Origin of the sequence: Hansschlegelia sp. (assembly GCF_035538955.1) — a bacterium.
Taxonomy (GTDB): domain Bacteria; phylum Pseudomonadota; class Alphaproteobacteria; order Rhizobiales; family Methylopilaceae; genus Methylopila.
In genome coordinates this window covers 64,326-80,222 of record NZ_DATLJK010000003.1, presented here as the reverse complement: position 1 = coordinate 80,222, position 15,897 = coordinate 64,326, and the positions used below count along the sequence as shown (strand labels likewise).

At 68.0% G+C, this 15,897-nt stretch carries 15 protein-coding genes and 1 tRNA gene; 6 read left to right on the top strand and 10 right to left on the bottom strand.

Features of this window, described 5'->3' with window-relative positions; all coding sequences use genetic code 11:
- Positions 1–86: 86 nt before the first annotated feature.
- The 9 genes from VM780_RS01320 to VM780_RS01280 all read right to left on the bottom strand — a co-directional run bounded on the left by VM780_RS01320 (position 87) and on the right by VM780_RS01280 (position 9,212).
- A complete protein-coding gene (locus VM780_RS01320) occupies positions 87–2,312 on the bottom strand; it encodes a glycogen debranching N-terminal domain-containing protein (protein WP_414652762.1) in 2,226 nt (741 codons plus the stop codon).
- Positions 2,309–3,397, bottom strand: a complete 1,089-nt coding sequence (locus VM780_RS01315; RefSeq protein WP_325444315.1) for a glycosyltransferase family 4 protein — start codon at positions 3,395–3,397, stop codon at positions 2,309–2,311. The genes VM780_RS01320 and VM780_RS01315 overlap by 4 nt, the downstream gene beginning before the upstream one ends.
- Positions 3,398–3,553: 156 nt before the next feature.
- Positions 3,554–5,191 (bottom strand): chaperonin GroEL, encoded by a 1,638-nt coding sequence (gene groL, locus VM780_RS01310; protein WP_325444313.1) that lies wholly within the window; start codon positions 5,189–5,191, stop codon positions 3,554–3,556.
- Positions 5,192–5,236: 45 nt separating this feature from the next.
- The gene (locus VM780_RS01305; RefSeq protein ID WP_325444311.1) at positions 5,237–5,551 is read right to left on the bottom strand and encodes a co-chaperone GroES; all 315 of its coding nucleotides are present in this window, start codon (positions 5,549–5,551) and stop codon (positions 5,237–5,239) included.
- Positions 5,552–5,761: 210 nt separating this feature from the next.
- Complete coding sequence (locus tag VM780_RS01300; RefSeq protein ID WP_325444309.1) at positions 5,762–6,346, bottom strand: NADH dehydrogenase ubiquinone Fe-S protein 4; 585 nt, start codon at positions 6,344–6,346, stop codon at positions 5,762–5,764.
- Positions 6,347–6,560: 214 nt separating this feature from the next.
- Positions 6,561–7,070 carry an Hsp20/alpha crystallin family protein gene (locus VM780_RS01295; RefSeq protein WP_325444307.1) on the bottom strand — a complete coding sequence of 170 codons (510 nt, stop codon included), beginning with the start codon at positions 7,068–7,070 and terminating at the stop codon, positions 6,561–6,563.
- 97 nt (positions 7,071–7,167) lie between these two features.
- Entirely contained in the window at positions 7,168–7,644 is a 477-nt protein-coding gene (locus tag VM780_RS01290; protein WP_325444305.1) for an Hsp20 family protein, read from the bottom strand.
- A 262-nt stretch (positions 7,645–7,906) separates the two neighbouring features.
- Entirely contained in the window at positions 7,907–8,473 is a 567-nt protein-coding gene (locus VM780_RS01285; RefSeq protein ID WP_325444303.1) for a phosphate-starvation-inducible PsiE family protein, read from the bottom strand.
- Positions 8,474–9,122: 649 nt separating this feature from the next.
- Positions 9,123–9,212: transfer RNA gene (locus VM780_RS01280), tRNA-Ser, on the bottom strand.
- Between the two features lie 162 nt (positions 9,213–9,374).
- Here VM780_RS01280 and VM780_RS01275 point away from each other — a divergent pair.
- The 6 genes from VM780_RS01275 (at position 9,375) to VM780_RS01250 (ending at position 13,949) form a co-directional block, all read left to right on the top strand.
- Positions 9,375–9,683, top strand: a complete 309-nt coding sequence (locus VM780_RS01275) for a hypothetical protein (RefSeq protein ID WP_325444301.1) — start codon at positions 9,375–9,377, stop codon at positions 9,681–9,683.
- A 93-nt stretch (positions 9,684–9,776) separates the two neighbouring features.
- Complete coding sequence (locus tag VM780_RS01270) at positions 9,777–10,373, top strand: TIGR00645 family protein (protein ID WP_325444299.1); 597 nt, start codon at positions 9,777–9,779, stop codon at positions 10,371–10,373.
- A gap of 103 nt (positions 10,374–10,476) precedes the next feature.
- Positions 10,477–11,241, top strand: a complete 765-nt coding sequence (locus tag VM780_RS01265) for a chorismate mutase (RefSeq protein WP_325444297.1) — start codon at positions 10,477–10,479, stop codon at positions 11,239–11,241.
- 8 nt (positions 11,242–11,249) lie between these two features.
- On the top strand, positions 11,250–12,377 hold the full coding sequence (locus VM780_RS01260; RefSeq protein ID WP_325444296.1) for a histidinol-phosphate transaminase: 1,128 nt from the start codon (positions 11,250–11,252) through the stop codon (positions 12,375–12,377).
- The gene (locus VM780_RS01255; protein WP_325444294.1) at positions 12,370–13,308 is read left to right on the top strand and encodes a prephenate/arogenate dehydrogenase family protein; all 939 of its coding nucleotides are present in this window, start codon (positions 12,370–12,372) and stop codon (positions 13,306–13,308) included. Before VM780_RS01260 ends, VM780_RS01255 begins: the two co-directional genes overlap by 8 nt.
- Before the next feature lie 62 nt (positions 13,309–13,370).
- Entirely contained in the window at positions 13,371–13,949 is a 579-nt protein-coding gene (locus tag VM780_RS01250; protein WP_325444292.1) for a septation protein A, read from the top strand.
- Here VM780_RS01250 and mdoH read toward each other — a convergent pair.
- Positions 13,922–15,841 (bottom strand): glucans biosynthesis glucosyltransferase MdoH, encoded by a 1,920-nt coding sequence (gene mdoH, locus VM780_RS01245; protein ID WP_325444290.1) that lies wholly within the window; start codon positions 15,839–15,841, stop codon positions 13,922–13,924. The genes VM780_RS01250 and mdoH overlap by 28 nt on opposite strands.
- Positions 15,842–15,897: the final 56 nt, after the last annotated feature.

Here is a 15,897-nt window from a genome sequence, read left to right as displayed (position 1 = left end):
GCACGTTCCGCAGCGTCCAGTCGACTGCCGGGGCGCGGGGACCGGCGTGCGCCGTCGATCCAACGGGCTTCCCCGAGCGCTTGCGTTCAGCTGACCATCACGATCCGCGCGCCTCCGCCGCGAGCGAGGGTCTCCACCACGACGGAGCCGTTCGCGCGCCGTACGGCGACGTCCGCCCGCGCCTCGCCGGAACGGAGATTGCGCAGAACGATCTCGTCGAGAAAGGCCGGCAGGATCGGACGCTCGAAGACGATCTCCTTCGCAGCCGGCCGGAACGACAGGCCGAGGCAGGACTGCACCAGCGACAGCGGCGTCGCGGCCGCCCAGGCCTGGGGCGAGCACGCCACCGGATAGGAGGTCGGTCCGCGGCCACGTTGCTGCGCGAAGCCGCAGAAAAGCTCCGGAAGACGCCTCAGGTCCATGTAGACGGACGCCCCGAATATGCCCTCAAGCAGCTTCGCAGCCTCGTCCCGGAAGCCGTAGCGGGCGAACCCGGAAGCGATCAAGGCGTTGTCGTGCGGCCAGACTGAACCGTTGTGGTAGCTCATCGGGTTGTAGCGCTTTTCGTCCGCGGCGAGGGTCCGGATGCCCCATCCCGAGAAGGACGAACGCGCCATGAGCGTGCGCACCACCCTCGGCGCCCGCTCCGGAAAGGCGAGACCGGTGAAGAGGACGTGCCCCGCGTTGGACGTCTTGACACGGCAGGCGCGCTTGGCTCCGTCGAGCGCCAGGGCGTAGGTCCCGAGCCCCTCGTCCCAGAAGGCGCGGTCGAAGCGTTCCCGAAGCTCATCGGCCCTCCGTATGGCGGTCTCCGCGGCGTCCGCATGGCCGAGCTCCGCGGCGATGAGCGCAGCGCTTCGCCATGCGGCGTAGACGTAGGCCTGCACCTCCGCGAGGGCGATCGGGCCTTCGGCGAGACGGCCGTCTTCGTGCGAGACGGAATCCTGGCTGTCCTTCCAGCCCTGGTTGAGCAGGCCTTCGCTCGTGCGCCGGCCATACTCGACGAAGCCGTCGCCGTCGCGGTCCCCGAAGCGCTCGATCCACTCGAGCGCCCGCTCGACGGCGGGCCAGAGATTCTCGAGCGTGGCGCGGTCGCCGGTGCGTTCGAGATAGGCGCCGGCGAGCATGACGAACAGCGGCGTCGAGTCGACGCTGCCGTAATAGCGGCGGAACGGCACTTCGCCGAGTTCGGCCATCTCGCCGCGCCGCACCTCGTGCAGGATCTTGCCCGGCTCGCTGTCGGCCTCGGCCTCGGACGTCGTCGCCTGGTTCGCCGCCAGATGAAGGAGAACGCCGCGGGCTACGCTCGGATCGAGCCAAAGAACCTGGAGCGCCGTGATGATCGCGTCGCGGCCGAAGGCCGTGCTGAACCACGGCACGCCGGCGTAGGGGTAAGGACCCTCCGCCGTGTCGGTCATGAGCATGAAGAGATCGGAAACGCTCCGGCGCACCGCCTCGTTGAAGATGTCGTTCGAGGTCGCGATGGAGGCCGCCCGTGACGCCGAGAGCCGCAGAGCGCGCCGCGCGTCGCGCATGTGCGTAAGATAGGCGCGCGGGAGCGGCGTTCGTCTCGCGCCGCTCGGCTCGCAGCCGATCTCCAGAAAGAGGCTCTCGCTCGCGCCGGGCGCCAGCGTAAGGCGGAAGAGCGCCTGCGCCGCCGACAATTCGCTCGGCCTTGGGGCGAACCGCAGACGTGTTTCGCGCCGGACCCCGTCCAAGCCGAGATAGGCGAGGACGACGTCGTCCATGCCGACGACCGGCGCGAGGAGCGTCCCGCGGCGCTTGCGGACAGCGCCGCGCACCTCGAACAGATCCGCGAAATCCGCCGCGAAGCCGAGCTCGATCGAGAGATCGATCGGCTCAGCGCCGAAGTTCCGGATGGCGATGCGCTCATGAACTGCGGCGTTCCACAGGAAGCGCGACCGGCGTATGTGAACCAGATCGTGCTCCAGGCGGACCTCCCCGCCCGGTCCGTGAAGGTCAGGGTTGGTGAGGTCGCAGGTCAGCGCGGCGTTGTCCTCGCGCAGAGTCGAGCCGAGCAGCATCGGTCGACGTCCCTCGATCGTGAGGCTCAACCGCGACAGGCGCCGCGTGTCGCGGTGATAGACGCCGTCGGGGCAGCCGGGCGCGTCGACCGCGTCGCCGTTGTGATCGAACACCGCGAATGTGTCGCCGTGCTTGAGCGTGCGGGGCCGTCGCTCCTCGAGGGAGACTGATCCGGGCGCCGCGATCGGCTGCCACGGATCGAGACCGGAGCCGGGCGCCATCCCCACATCCATCGCCGCCTGCTGGGTCGCGTGCGCGCCGCTCATGCCGCGACCCCGACGCCGGCCACGTCGAGGGCGCGATCGGGTAGGAACCTCAGAGCGCCGTCGCGGACGGCGCCCCGGTAGAGCTCGAGGTAGTCGAGCGCCATCCGCCGCGCGGAGAACCGCTCTTCGAAGGTCGCTCGCACCGCCCGGCGATCGAGTTCGGGCGCCCGGCGAACCGCCTCGACGGCTTCCGGGATGGAGCCGACCACATAGCCCGTGAGCCCATCGTCGACGACCTCGGGCACGGAGCCCGCCTCGAAAGCGATGACCGGCGTTCCGCAGGCCATGGCCTCGATCATCACCAGGCCGAACGGCTCCGGCCAGTCGATCGGGAACAACAGGGCGTCGGCCCCGCCAAGGAAATCGACCTTCTTCCGCTCGTCGATCTCCCCGACGTATTCGACATTCGGATGCGTGCGCACGAGGGGCGCGACGACTTCGTCCCAATAGCGCCGATCCGCCTCGTCGATCTTCGCCGCGATCTTCAGGGTTCGTCCGGCGCGAGTCGCGATCTCGATGGCCCGATCCGGTCTTTTCTCGGGCGAGATGCGGCCGAGGAAAGCGAGATAGCCCCTCGAGGTGGGCGTAAACGGAAGCAGGTCTTTCGGCAGGCCGTGATGGATGGTCGCCACGAAGTTCGCGTGCTCCAAAGGCCTGCGCTGGTCGTCCGAGATCGAGACCAGCGGCAGTTCCGGGAAGGCCGAGTAGAAGGCGGGCAGATCCGGCAGATCGAGCCGACCATGCAGCGTCGTCAGCGTTCGTTGCGCAAACTCTCGGACGAGCGGCGCATGCAGGAAGTCGCAGTGGAAGTGGAGGATGTCGAACTCGTGCGCGCGCCTGCGAACCTCGTCCATCATGATGACGTGATAAGGGAGCGGATCTTTGACTGCGGGATTGAGGCGGAGCGCGATGTCGCAGCACGGGACCAGTCGAGCCGCGGTTCGGCTGTCGCCGCTCGCGAACAGGGTGACGTCGTGGCCGAGCGCTACAAGCTCTTCGGTGAGGTAGGAGACGATGCGCTCGGTGCCGCCGTAAAGCTTCGGCGGAACGCTTTCGGCGAGCGGCGCGATCTGAGCGATTTTCATGGGCCAAGACTCCCTCACGGCTGAGCGAAGCGTCGACGGATGAAAATCCATGCGTCCGATCTTGCGGCCCGCATGGGATGCGACGGTTTTGATCCTTCTATGTCGAAGATGCGGGCGCCTCGCCGGCGCCCGCAGTAGGTGAGACCGGGCGGCCCCTCAGAAGTCCATGTCGCCCATGCCGCCGCCGCCGGGCAGCGATGGGACCTTGTCCTTCTTCGGCTTCTCGGCCACCAGCGCCTCGGTCGTGATCAACAGCGAGGCGACGGAGGCCGCGTCCTGCAGCGCGGTGCGCACCACCTTGGCGGGGTCGATCACGCCGGCCGCGACCAGGTTCTCGTAGACGCCCGTGGCGGCGTTGTAGCCCCAGTCGGCGTCCGCCTTCTCGAGGATCTTGCCGACCACGATCGAGCCGTCGTCGCCCGCGTTCTGCGCGATCTGGCGGGCCGGCGCTTCAATCGCGCGGCGCACGATCTGGACGCCCGCGCGCTGATCGTCATTCGCGGGCTTCACCGCGTCGATCGCCTTCAGCGCCCGCAGCAGCGCGACGCCGCCGCCCGGCAGGACGCCCTCCTCGACCGCCGCGCGCGTCGCGTGAAGCGCGTCGTCGACCCGGTCCTTCTTCTCCTTGACCTCAACCTCGGTCGCGCCGCCGACGCGGATCACCGCGACGCCGCCAGCCAGCTTCGCAAGCCGCTCCTGCAGCTTCTCACGGTCGTAGTCCGAGGTGGTCTCCTCGATCTGCGCCTTGATCTGCGCGACGCGGCCTTCGATGGCCGACTTCTCGCCCGCGCCGTCGACGACGGTCGTGTTCTCCTTCTCGATCACGACCTTCTTGGCGCGGCCGAGCATGTCGAGGGTCACGTTCTCGAGCTTGATGCCGAGATCCTCGGAGATCACCTGGCCGTTGGTCAGGATCGCGATGTCCTCGAGCATCGCCTTGCGGCGATCGCCGAAGCCCGGCGCCTTGACGGCCGCGACCTTGAGGCCGCCGCGGAGCTTGTTGACGACGAGCGTGGCGAGCGCCTCGCCCTCGACGTCCTCGGCGATGATGACGAGCGGCTTGCCCGACTGCACGACCGCCTCGAGCACCGGCAGGATCGCCTGCAGGCCGGAGAGCTTCTTCTCGTGGATGAGAATGTACGGATCCTCGAGCTCGACCTTCATCTTCTCGGCGTTGGTGACGAAGTAGGGGCTGAGGTAGCCCCGGTCGAACTGCATGCCCTCGACGACTTCGAGCTCGGTCTCGAGGCTCTTGGCCTCCTCGACCGTGATGACGCCCTCCTCGCCGACCTTCTGCATGGCCTCGGCGAGGAAGCGGCCGATCTCGGCATCGCCGTTGGCCGAGATCGTGCCGACCTGGGCGATCTCGTCGTTCTTGCTGATCTTGCGCGCACGGCTCTTGAGGTCGGCCACCACCGCCTCGACGGCGAGATCGATGCCCCGCTTCAGGTCCATCGGGTTGATGCCGGCGGCGACGTATTTGGCGCCTTCCTTGACGATGGCCTGGGCCAGAACCGTCGCGGTGGTGGTGCCGTCGCCGGCGAGGTCGTTGGTCTTCGAGGCGACCTCGCGCACCATCTGGGCGCCGAGATTCTCGAACTTGTCCTCGAGCTCGATCTCCTTGGCGACGGTGACGCCGTCCTTGGTGATGCGCGGCGCGCCGAACGACTTCTCGATCACCACGTTACGACCCTTGGGGCCGAGGGTGACCTTCACCGCGTTGGCGAGGATGTCGACGCCGCGCAGCATCTTCTCGCGCGCGTCCTGGGAAAACTTCACGTCCTTGGCGGCCATCGCCGTCTAGCTCCTCTCTGATCTGGCCTGTTGAGCGAAGGCGCTTTACGCCGCCTTCTTGAACGCCGCGGCATCCTGGACCACGCCGAGGATGTCGGCCTCCTTCATGATGAGAAGATCTTCGCCGTCGATCTTCACTTCGGTGCCGGACCATTTGCCGAACAGCACCTGGTCGCCGGGCTTCACGTCGAGAGGCGTGATTTCGCCGCGGTCGTCGCGCGCGCCCGGTCCGGTCGCGACCACCTCGCCGCGCTGCGGCTTCTCCTTGGCGGTGTCGGGAATGATGATGCCGCCGGCGGACTTTTCATCTGCCTCGATGCGGCGGACGACCACGCGGTCGTGCAGGGGACGGAACGACATCCTGTTTCTCCAGCAATATCGAACATTTACGAGCGCCGCGACCGGCCCCTGCCGGCCCGGCGCGATCGAGGTAGGCGCGCCATAACCGCCGCGCAAGGGAAAGCAGCGCTCGCCTAATCCTAGAACTTTCGTATAGACCGCATCGCGCAGAGCCTCCGCGCGATGCTTGCGAGAACCAGCCGCGCAACACCGTACTGCGTGGTCTGACGCTCACGCCGCTCGCGGGATCTCCGGGTTCGCCTCTTCGCGTCGCTCCATGCGCCCTTCGAGCGTGAGCAGCGCCTGTTCGACCTCGTCGAGCCGCGAGGGACGGCCGTTCTCGGGCATGCCCTCGTTGGTCGCCTGATCGATCAGGCGCTCGGTCCATGCCCAGTTCATGAGGATCGAACGCTTGGCTTCGGCCGACAGCGTGGGATCCCGGACCACGTCCATGGGCGAGCCCCAGCTCTCCGGACCGACCGGCTCGTTCCAGTTCGCAGCGCCGCCGACGGCGGCCCCGTAGCTCTCCCTAAGATGCCGCAGACGGAGCCGCTCCAGCGTGGCGTCCGAAAACGCCTGCGCTGAGCCTGTCGCTCCGGGCTCCGCTTCGGCCGCGCCACGGGGCGGAGCCTGGACGACATAGTCCAACCCCCGGCCTCGGGCGTAGCGGACGGCGGCCTCGAGGGTGGGGAATTCAAGCTCCACCTGCGCCAGCGTGTCGTCGCCGCCCGTCCAGCCCATCAGAGGTTCGATCCACGGCGCGCTGCGCCGCTCGAAGGCGAGCCTCCACCCTCTGCGCGGCCTCGCCGACGTCATGGCGGACCGGCTCGGCTTGAAGATGCGGGCGACCGCGTCCCGCGGGAAGGTAGACGGTCTCGCGGGACGCGGCGGTCTCTGGTTATCGTTCGAAGGCCATGCTCCGGGGTTTCGCGGGAGCGCGTGCTCTGCTCGACTGATGATCTCCATCGTTGTCCCCTCACGTCGGGCGGCGCGCCGGCGGCCGCGGCCGCCGGCGCGTCCGGCATGCCCGTCAGCCCTTGATCGCGATGCGTTTCACGCGCGACTGCGCCTTCGCGCTCTTCGGCAGGGTCACGGTCAGCACGCCGTTCTTGAACCGGGCGTCGACCCTGTCCTCCTCGACCTCGACGCCGAGCGGAATGCGGCGCTCGAAGCGGCCGTAGAAGCGCTCCGAGAACTGCCTCTCCTTGTCCTCCGTCTCGGAGCGCTTCTCGCCTCTCAGCGTCAGCACGCCGTCGTCCAGCAGCACTTCGACGTCCTTCTCGTCGAGGCCGGGGATCTCCGCCGTGACCTTGATCTCCTTGTCCTTGTCGGAGATCTCGACCGTCGGCCAACTAACGCCGGGAGCCGTCAGCGCGCCGTAACGCGGCCATCCGCCGTCGAAGGAGCGGAAGACGTCGTCGAACAGGCGGTTCACCTCACGGTGCAGCGAGAGGAACGGGTTGCGGTCCTCGTCGCGGTACAGGGCAGGCGCCTCGTTGCCGGCGCTTCGGCCCCACGGGATCAAGTCGCGAACACCCATAGCGTTCTCCTTCTCTGTTCCTACGAGATGCAAAACACTCCGAAAGACGCCGGGCGGGGCCCGGCGCCTCATGCCGACACAGACGTGACGGTGGTCCTCAGGCCGCCTGCGCCTCGGCTTCGATGCGCTTCGGCTCGGCTTTCGGCAGCGCCGCGCCGGCCGTGATCTCGATCCGGCGCGGCTTCATTTCCTCAGGAATCTCGCGCTCGAGATCGATGGTCAGCAGCCCGTTCGAAAGATCGGCGCCCACGACCTTCACGTAATCGGCCAGCTCGAACCGGCGCTGGAACGCGCGACCGGCGATGCCGCGATGCAGATACTCCTCGTCGCCGGAGCGGGATTTCTGGCCCGCGACCATCAGCATGTTCTGCTCCTGGGTCACGCTCAGTTCGTCCCGCGAGAAGCCGGCCACCGCCATGGTGATGCGATAGTCGTCTTCGCCGGTTTTCGCGATGTCGTAAGGCGGCCAGTTGTCGAAGTATTCGACGCGGCTCGCGGCTTCCAGCGCGTCGAGCATTCGGTCGAAGCCGACGCTCGATCGGAACAGGGGAGAGAAGTCGAAAGTGGTTCTCATAGCCACATCCTCCAATGAGCAACATGGATACAAGGTGCTTTTGCAGCCGGGCTGCTCGTAGCCAACCCGGCTTAGCCGTTCCATAAGACCGGCGCTGAAGATTTGGTTGATGCCGTGCTCCGTTCAAGACAGCACAGCGTCTCCCGAGAGCGGATTTTTTCCGCTGATGACACGCGCGCCCATCGAGTCATGAGGTCGCCGCCGGGGGCGGGATCGCGCGGCCTCCAGGTGTGACGTCGCGTTCGCGGAAGTGCCGGACGACCTACGGCGCGGCCTTCCCGGCGGCGTCCGGCGCCGGGCTTCGCCGTTCGGTCGAGGGCTCCCGCGCGGCTCCCTCCTTGCGGTCCTGATCGCGCACCAGCCAATGCACAGCGCCCAGCGCCAGAACCGCCGCGGCGAGGCCGATGATCGTCATGGGGTCAGTCTCGGTCGAGTCGAGGATGATGAATTGCCGAGCGAGCGCGAGGAGCGCGATCAGGACGACGGCCCGCGCCTGGATGATGCTGTCCCGCCGCTGGAGGACGCTCAGGATGGAGTGGTTGAACTCCAGCGCGATCAGCACCGTGAAGATCATGCCGAACACGGCCTGGAAGACCTTATGCTCGGCAGGGTCGAGAAAGCCGTGCATCAGCAGTTCGGCAACCCGGATCGACAGTCCGATCAGCGCAGCCACCACAACGATGCTGATGAGCGCGGTGAGCGCGATCGCGACCGCCTGCTCGAAGCGCTCGTAGAGGCTGAGCCCCGGCCAGACCCTGCGCGTCTCGCCCAGCAGATCGAGCGCGCGCGAGAGCCGGCGATCGTCCCTCGTTCGATCCGTCCCGATCATGTGCTCCGTCGCGGCGCCACCTCGCGACCTCCAACCCGTTCGAACCGTTGACCGGGAGCGCAGATAATGAGGCCCGGAAGAGCGTCAAGAGAGCTGTTTCGGGTCGGGCCTCACCTGTTCTCGACGTCCGCCACGTCGACCCGCAGCGTCCGGCTGAGACCATCGCGAACGACCTGCAGGTGACCGACGCGCTTGAGGAGGCCGGCGTCGGAAAGACGATCACCATTGCGCAATCCCAACGATGAGCTGGCGGCCCAAGGGCCCGGACCACGACTGCTGGACCCAGCGGATTAGGGTTACGAACGCCAACGGCGTGGCCCCCCCTCCGCAGCGAAGCCGAGAAGCGGAGGTTGTCTAAGTCCGCAACGGGTCGAAATCCGACGTGTTCGATCTTGGCATCACTCGCCGTGCGAAGGCGCCGGCTCGAACCACGAAGGCAGGTCGGTCACTGAATCCAAGAGGATCATGTACTTCCCCGTCTCCGTACGTTCCCGCGGAAGTACACAGCTTTGGAGAAAGCGCGGCGTCGGAGAGCCTAAGCCGTCCAAGGAGCAGTCGAGGGGCTACACAGCTCTTGCGCCGGAGCCTCGGGCTTCTTGAGGTTTTTCTGCGCCGACCGACGGGGAGAGAAACGTCCGCAGTCTCAGCTTGGCGGAGGGAGCGGGATTCGAACCCGCGATACGGTTGCCCGTATACACACTTTCCAGGCGTGCGCCTTCAACCACTCGGCCACCCCTCCGTCGGGCGGGAGTTAGCAAGGCCGCGGCGGCGTGACAAGCGGGGGGCTTGGCGGGGCCGGCGCTTCCCGGTCATGCGCGGATTGCCGGATGCGCTCGAAAATCGCATCTTCTGCCCGGCCGGCGAGCGAGGCCCGCGCAGGTCAAATCACAGAAGGTCGTCCATGATCCGTTTCCTGCTCCGTCTGCTCGGCTTCCTCATTCTGGCGGGCGGCTTCGTGGCCCTGGTGATCGACGGCGCCCGCTCGATCGCCGCCGGCGCGGTCAGCTTCACGCCGCTGCAGGCAAGCTGGAACGCCGCCTCTCCGTCGACGCTCGAGAAAACCCGCGGCTTTTTCGACGAGACGCTGCATGCCGGCGGCGCGTTCGACGCGGTGGCGGCGCAGCCGACCTTCGTCGCGCTCGGCCTGTTGGGCGTCCTGCTGATGCTGCTCGGCCGCCGGCGCAGGCGGCTCGTCGGAGTGGCGCCATAGGAGTCGCCGCAGGCCAGGAGGCGCTGGCGGCGAGACGTCTTGCCCGCGCCGTTCGGACGTGCGAAGCGGCGTCTCGCGCAAGAGGGAAGCACGATGATCGAAAAAGTGATCGAACGGGGCCTGTTCGCCAGCCGCTGGCTGATGGCGCCGTTCTACATCGGTCTCGTCGTCGGCCTCGTCCTTCTGCTCATCAAGTTCGGCCAGGAGCTGCTGCACTTCGCCGAGAGCGTGCTTCATGCGACCGAGAGCGAGGTCATCCTCGGCATCCTGTCGCTGATCGACCTCTCGCTGACCGCCAATCTGGTGCTGCTGGTGATCTTCTCCGGCTATGAGAACTTCGTGTCGCGGATGGATCTGCACGACCACTCCGAGCGGCCGGAGTGGATGGGCAAGATCGATTTCTCCGGCCTGAAGCTGAAGCTGATCGCTTCGATCGTCGCGATCTCGGCCATCCAGCTGCTCAAGGCCTTCATGGACCTGAACTCGGCCACCGACCGGGATCTGTGGTGGATGGCCGGCATCCACGTGGTGTTCGTGGGCTCCGGCGTGTTCCTCGCGCTGTCGGACTGGCTGAGCGACCACGCCCACCTGATCGAGGCGCGGATTCACGCCATGCACGCGAAGGGCGGCGGCGATGGCGAAGCCACCGCGGACGCCCATGCGCCGGATCACGGCGGCAAGCCGCGCTGAGCGGGCGGCAGCTGTTGGCCTCACGGCCCGGCTTCGTCTATGAAGTGCGCCCCTGAGCCGGGCGGCCGCGGCCGCCTCGGCTGCACCGACGGCCGATGTCCTCATGAACGACGCGCTCTCAGATCCGCTCGCCGAAATCCGGCGCGAAATCGACCGGATCGATGAAGCCATGCACCTGCTGCTCATGGAACGCGGGGCGGTGATCGACCGGCTGGTCGAGATCAAGCGCACGTCCGAGACCGGCTCGGCCTTTCGTCCGGCGCGCGAGGCCGACATGATGCGCCGGCTCGCCGCGCGGCATCAGGGCCGGCTGCCGCTCGCCACCGCCGAGCATCTCTGGCGCACCATCATCGCGACCTTCACGCATGTGCAGGCGCCCTTCACGCTGCATGTCGAGCAGGGCGCGCAGGCGCTCGAGATGCACGATCTGGCGCGGTTTCACGTCGGCTTCGACGTGCCGCTCGAGGGCCACGGCACCGCCGGCCGGGTCATCGAGGCGGTGCGCGGATCGACGGGCGACCTCGGGCTTGTGCGGATCGACGCGTCGCCGGCGGCGGCGTGGTGGGACGGCCTCGGCGGCGACGGCCCGCAGGTGATGGCGCGGCTGCCCTTCTTCCCGGGGCCGCGGCGCCCTGTTCCGCTCGACGCCTTCGTCATCGCCCGTCCGCTCGGCTCGGCCGCCGCGTCCGAGATCACGCTCTGGTCCGCGACCAGCGAGGGCGAGGCCGAGTTCGGCAACGACGTCGAGGTTCTGGCCAGCGTGACCCGCAACGGGCTCTGCAACCGGCTCCTGGCGGTCCCGGGCGACCGCCCGCCGGCCCCGCAGGCGCGCGCCCTTGGCGGCTACGCCGCCCCGTTCACCCGATGAGCGCGTCCGTGACCTCCGCCCTCCAGCAGCCCGCCGACGCGCCTGCGCCGCGGCCGGGGGCGCTCGCCATCGACGCCTATGTGCCCGGCAAGAGCAAGGCGCCGGAGGGCGTCCGGCTGCGCAAGCTGTCGTCCAACGAGACGCCGCTCGGCCCCAGCCCGAGAGCCGTAGAGGCGTTCCGGACCGCGGCCGATAACCTCGAGATCTATCCTGACGGGACCGCCCGCGCGCTGCGCGAGGCGATCGCCCGCGCCCACGGGCTTGATCCGGACCGGATCGTCTGCGGCGCCGGCTCCGACGAATTGCTGTCGCTGCTGGCGCTCGGCTATGTCGGTCCTGGCGACGAGGGGCTGTTCACCGAGCACGGCTTCCTGGTCTACCGGATCGCGATCCTTGCCGCCGGCGGAACGCCGATCGTGGCGCCGGAGACGAACCTGACCGCGGACGTGGACGCGATCCTCGCCCGCGTCACCGAGCGGACCCGGATCGTCTACATCGCCAATCCAAACAACCCGACCGGCACCTATCTGCCGTTCGACGAGGTGAAGCGGCTGCAGGCGGGGTTGCCGCGCAACACGCTGCTGGTGCTGGACGCCGCCTACGCGGAATACGTCCGCGCAAACGACTACGCCGCCGGGATCGAGCTCGTCAGCTCCTGCGAGAACGTCGTGATGACGCGCACCTTCTCGAAGGCCTTCGGCCTCGCGAGCCTCAGGATCGGCTGGCTTTACGGACCGGCTGGCGTGGTCGAGGCGCTGAACCGTATCCGCGGCCCGTTCAACGTTTCGGGTCCTGCGATCGCGGCCGGCGCAGCGGCGGTCGCGGACCGCGAGCACATCGACCGGGCCGTCGAACACAATGCGCGCTGGCTGGCCGAGCTCAGCGAGCGCATCCGCGACCTTGGCTTCGAGGTCACGCCAAGCGTCGCGAACTTCCTGCTGATCCACTTCCCGGATGAGCCGGGACGCCGGGCCGTGGACGCGGACGCGTTCCTCACAGCGCGCGGCCTGATCCTGCGCGCGGTCGGGGCCTATGGGCTGCCGAACGCGCTTCGCATGAGCGTCGGATCGGAGGACGCCAACCGCGCGGTTCTGGTGGCGCTCGCGGAGTTTGCGAAGGGCCCGCAGCTTGGCTGAGCCTCTGTTCGACCGCGTCGCGATCATCGGAGCGGGTCTGATCGGATCCTCGATCGCCTGGGCCGCCCGCAGGAACGGGCTCGCCCGCACGATCGTGGCCGCGGATCTGGACGCCCATGTGCGCGAACGCGTCGCCGCGCTCGGCTTTGCGGACGAGGTCTTCGAGAGCTCCGGCGAGGCCGCCGCCGACGCGGATCTCGTCATCGTCTGCACGCCGGTGGGCGTTTGCGGCGCTGTCGCCGCCGAGATAGGTCCGCGGCTCAAGCCAGGTGCCATTCTATCGGATGTGGGCTCCGTGAAGGGCGCGGTGGTCCGCGACATGGGCCCGCACGTGCCGGCGCATGTCCAGTTCGTGCCGGCTCATCCGATCGCCGGCACCGAGAATTCCGGCCCGGACGCCGGCTTCGCGGAGCTGTTCGAGGGGCGCTGGACAATCCTGACGCCGCTGCAGTCGACCGATCCGGCCGCAGTCGCGGCGCTCCGCGCCTTCTGGGAAGGCATGGGCGCTCGCGTCGACACGATGACGGTCGAGCATCACGACCTCGTCTTCGCGATCGTCAGCCATGTGCCCCATCTGATCGCTTACAACATCGTCGGCACGGCCGCCGACCTCGAGGAGGTCACCCAGTCCGAGGTCATCAAATATTCGGCCTCCGGATTCCGGGATTTCACCCGGATCGCTGCGTCCGATCCGACGATGTGGCGCGACGTGTTCCTCAACAATCGCGATGCGGTGCTGCAGATGCTGGGGCGCTTCGTCGAGGACCTGACGGCGCTCCAGCGCGCGATTCGCTGGGGCGAAGGCGACAAGCTGTTCGAGCTGTTCACGCGCACGCGGGCGATCCGGCGTGACATCATCGAGCAGGGCCAGGACACCGCCCAGCCTGATTTCGGGCGCAGAAACGCGCCTCCGGCGGCCGAACAAGGGTAAAGCGGCGTCATTTCCTGCTCCCGGGCCTTGATCGCGCCGCCGCGTAGAGTCAGAGGAAGTCCATGAGTTCCGCCCGCAGCGCGACCCGCTCCGTCCATCCGGTGACTAAGCTTGCGCTGGAGCTCGGACCGTTGGTGGTCTTCTTCATCGCGAACGCGCGCAGCAATCTGTTCACCGCGACGGCGCTGTTCATGGCCGCCACGGTGATCTCGCTCGTGGCCTCGTGGCTGCTGACGCGCCGGCTGCCGATCATGCCGCTCGTGTCCGGCGCCGTGGTGCTGGTGTTCGGCGGCCTGACGCTCGCCCTGCAGGACGAGTTGTTCATCAAGCTCAAACCCACGATCGTGAACCTGCTGTTCGCCGGCGCGCTGTTCGGCGGGATCGCGTTCGGCAAGCCGTTGCTCGAGGTCGTGTTCGACCAGGCCTTCGACCTGACCCACGAGGGCTGGATGAAGCTGTCGCTGCGCTGGGCCTGGTTCTTCGTCTTTCTGGCCGCCGTCAACGAGATCGTGTGGCGGACGCAGACCACCGATTTCTGGGTGGCGTTCAAGGTCTGGGGCATCATGCCCCTGACGATGATCTTCGCGATGGCCCAGGCGCCGCTGCTGCAGCGCTATTCGGCGGGCGCGGCGGCGGAGTAGCCGCCGGTCTCCTGCTCCGCTCCGTCGAAGCGGAACGGCGACAGCGGCTGAACCCAGCGTGGGGGCTTGCGCCGCAACCCGTCGCTGACCGCACGGACCTCCGCCGGCGGATCTGACTCCTCCGGGATCGCGCCGATCCGCAGATGCGTGTTCTCACGCGCGGTGAGAACCGCGAACGGGATGGCGAGCAGGAAGCTCCCCAGCACGGGAGCGGCCCAGAACAGAACCGCCGGCGCCGAAAGCGCGAACGACAGCGCCAGCGCTCCGCCGAACGCAGTCGCAGGCCACAGCGCCGCGGCGCTCTCGCGCCATGTCACCCGGTCGCCGTCGCGGTTCTGCGACGCCCATCCCACGCCGCGGCGCAGCACGAAAAGCCGGAACAGGAAGGTCGTCACGGTGAAGCTGACGATCGGGGCGAACAGCAGGCCGAAGGAGATCTCGGCGGCGACGCTCGCGAGAAAGGCAGGCGCGCCGCCATAGCGGCGGCTCTCGTCCGGCCGCAGCACGACATCGAGATAGCCCATGATCTTCGGGGCGAAGAGCACGAGCATCATCACGCAGAGCAGGACCGTGCCGAGCGTGAGCGAGAACTCGCCGCCATGCCCGATCGAAAATAGCGTCGGCGGCCCCCAGGCCTGCGCCGCGCCGGCGAGCATGAAGCCCATCCAGGCGGGCGCGCCGAGATACATCAGGATCGCGATCAGCAGGTTCACGCGCCCGACGAACGGCAGTCCCGGGCTGCGGATCAGCTTCAGATACTGCATGTTGCCTTGGCACCAGCGCAGGTTGCGCCGGATGAATTCGGTCAGGGTCGCGGGGTTGTCCTCCCACGATCCGCCCTCTTCCGGCAGCACCCGCACCTCATACCCGGCCTTGCGCATCAGCACGGCCTCATAGAGGTCGTGGCTCAGCACCGCCCCGCCGAGCGGCGGCGTCCCCGGCACCTCCGGCAGGCGCGCGTGATCGCGGAAAGCCTGCGCCCGAATGGCGGCGTTATGGCCCCAATACGGTCCGCAGTCGCCGCCCCACCACGCGGCTCCCATGGAGTAGGAGCGCATGCTGGCCCGCATGCCGAACTGGAACGCGCGGCCGAACACGGTGCGCGCCGGCAGGCCGACCACCAGCGTCTGAAGGATCCCGAGCTTCGGATTCGCCTGCATGACGCGGACGAGGCGGAGGATCGTCGCGCCCGACATCACGCTGTCGGCGTCCAGCGTGATCATGACCTCGTAGCGGTCGGCCCACCGATCGAGGAAGTCGCGGACGTTGCCAGCCTTGAAGCCCTCATTGGACTCTCGCCGGCGATAGATGGCGCGGGTCGGGTCGTCGAGCCCAGCTCGCCAGGCCCCGATCGCCGCCTCCTCCGCGAGGATCATCTCCGGCTTCTGGCTATCGCTCAGCACGAACAGGTCAAAGCGATCGCCATAAGGCGTCGCCTCCAGACTGGCGACGATCGCGTCGAGGCGGCGCACGACGCGCGCCGGGTCCTCGTGCCGGATGCACATCACGATGGCGTGCCGGCCTTCAACCGGCGCATCGGCGCGGGCCTTCAGCACGCAAGGCGCGACAGTCGCGACGGGGTCTTCGGCGAACCGCAGCAGAGCGAAGCCGATGGTCGCGTTCCAGAAGCCGATGATGATCCAGGGCGCCGAAACCACGAAGCAGACGAACATCGCAATTTCCGGCGCCGACCATCCGTCGCCGCCGATGATTTCCGCGAAGGAAAAGGACAGCGCCGCGTAGGTCAGGAGCGTGAGGGCGGCCATCGCGAACCGCCTCAGCCTGAGGGCAAGAAGCGACTGGGTGCCGGTTGGCGTTGCGGCGGCGCGGCGGCCGAGGAAAGAAGCGAGGCGAGGGGAAGCGGCCTGGAGAAGGTCGGTGTCTGAACGCATCTCACTCTTTCAGTAAGGCCGGACGATGGACGCTGGCGGCTCGGGGGAGCGCCGCT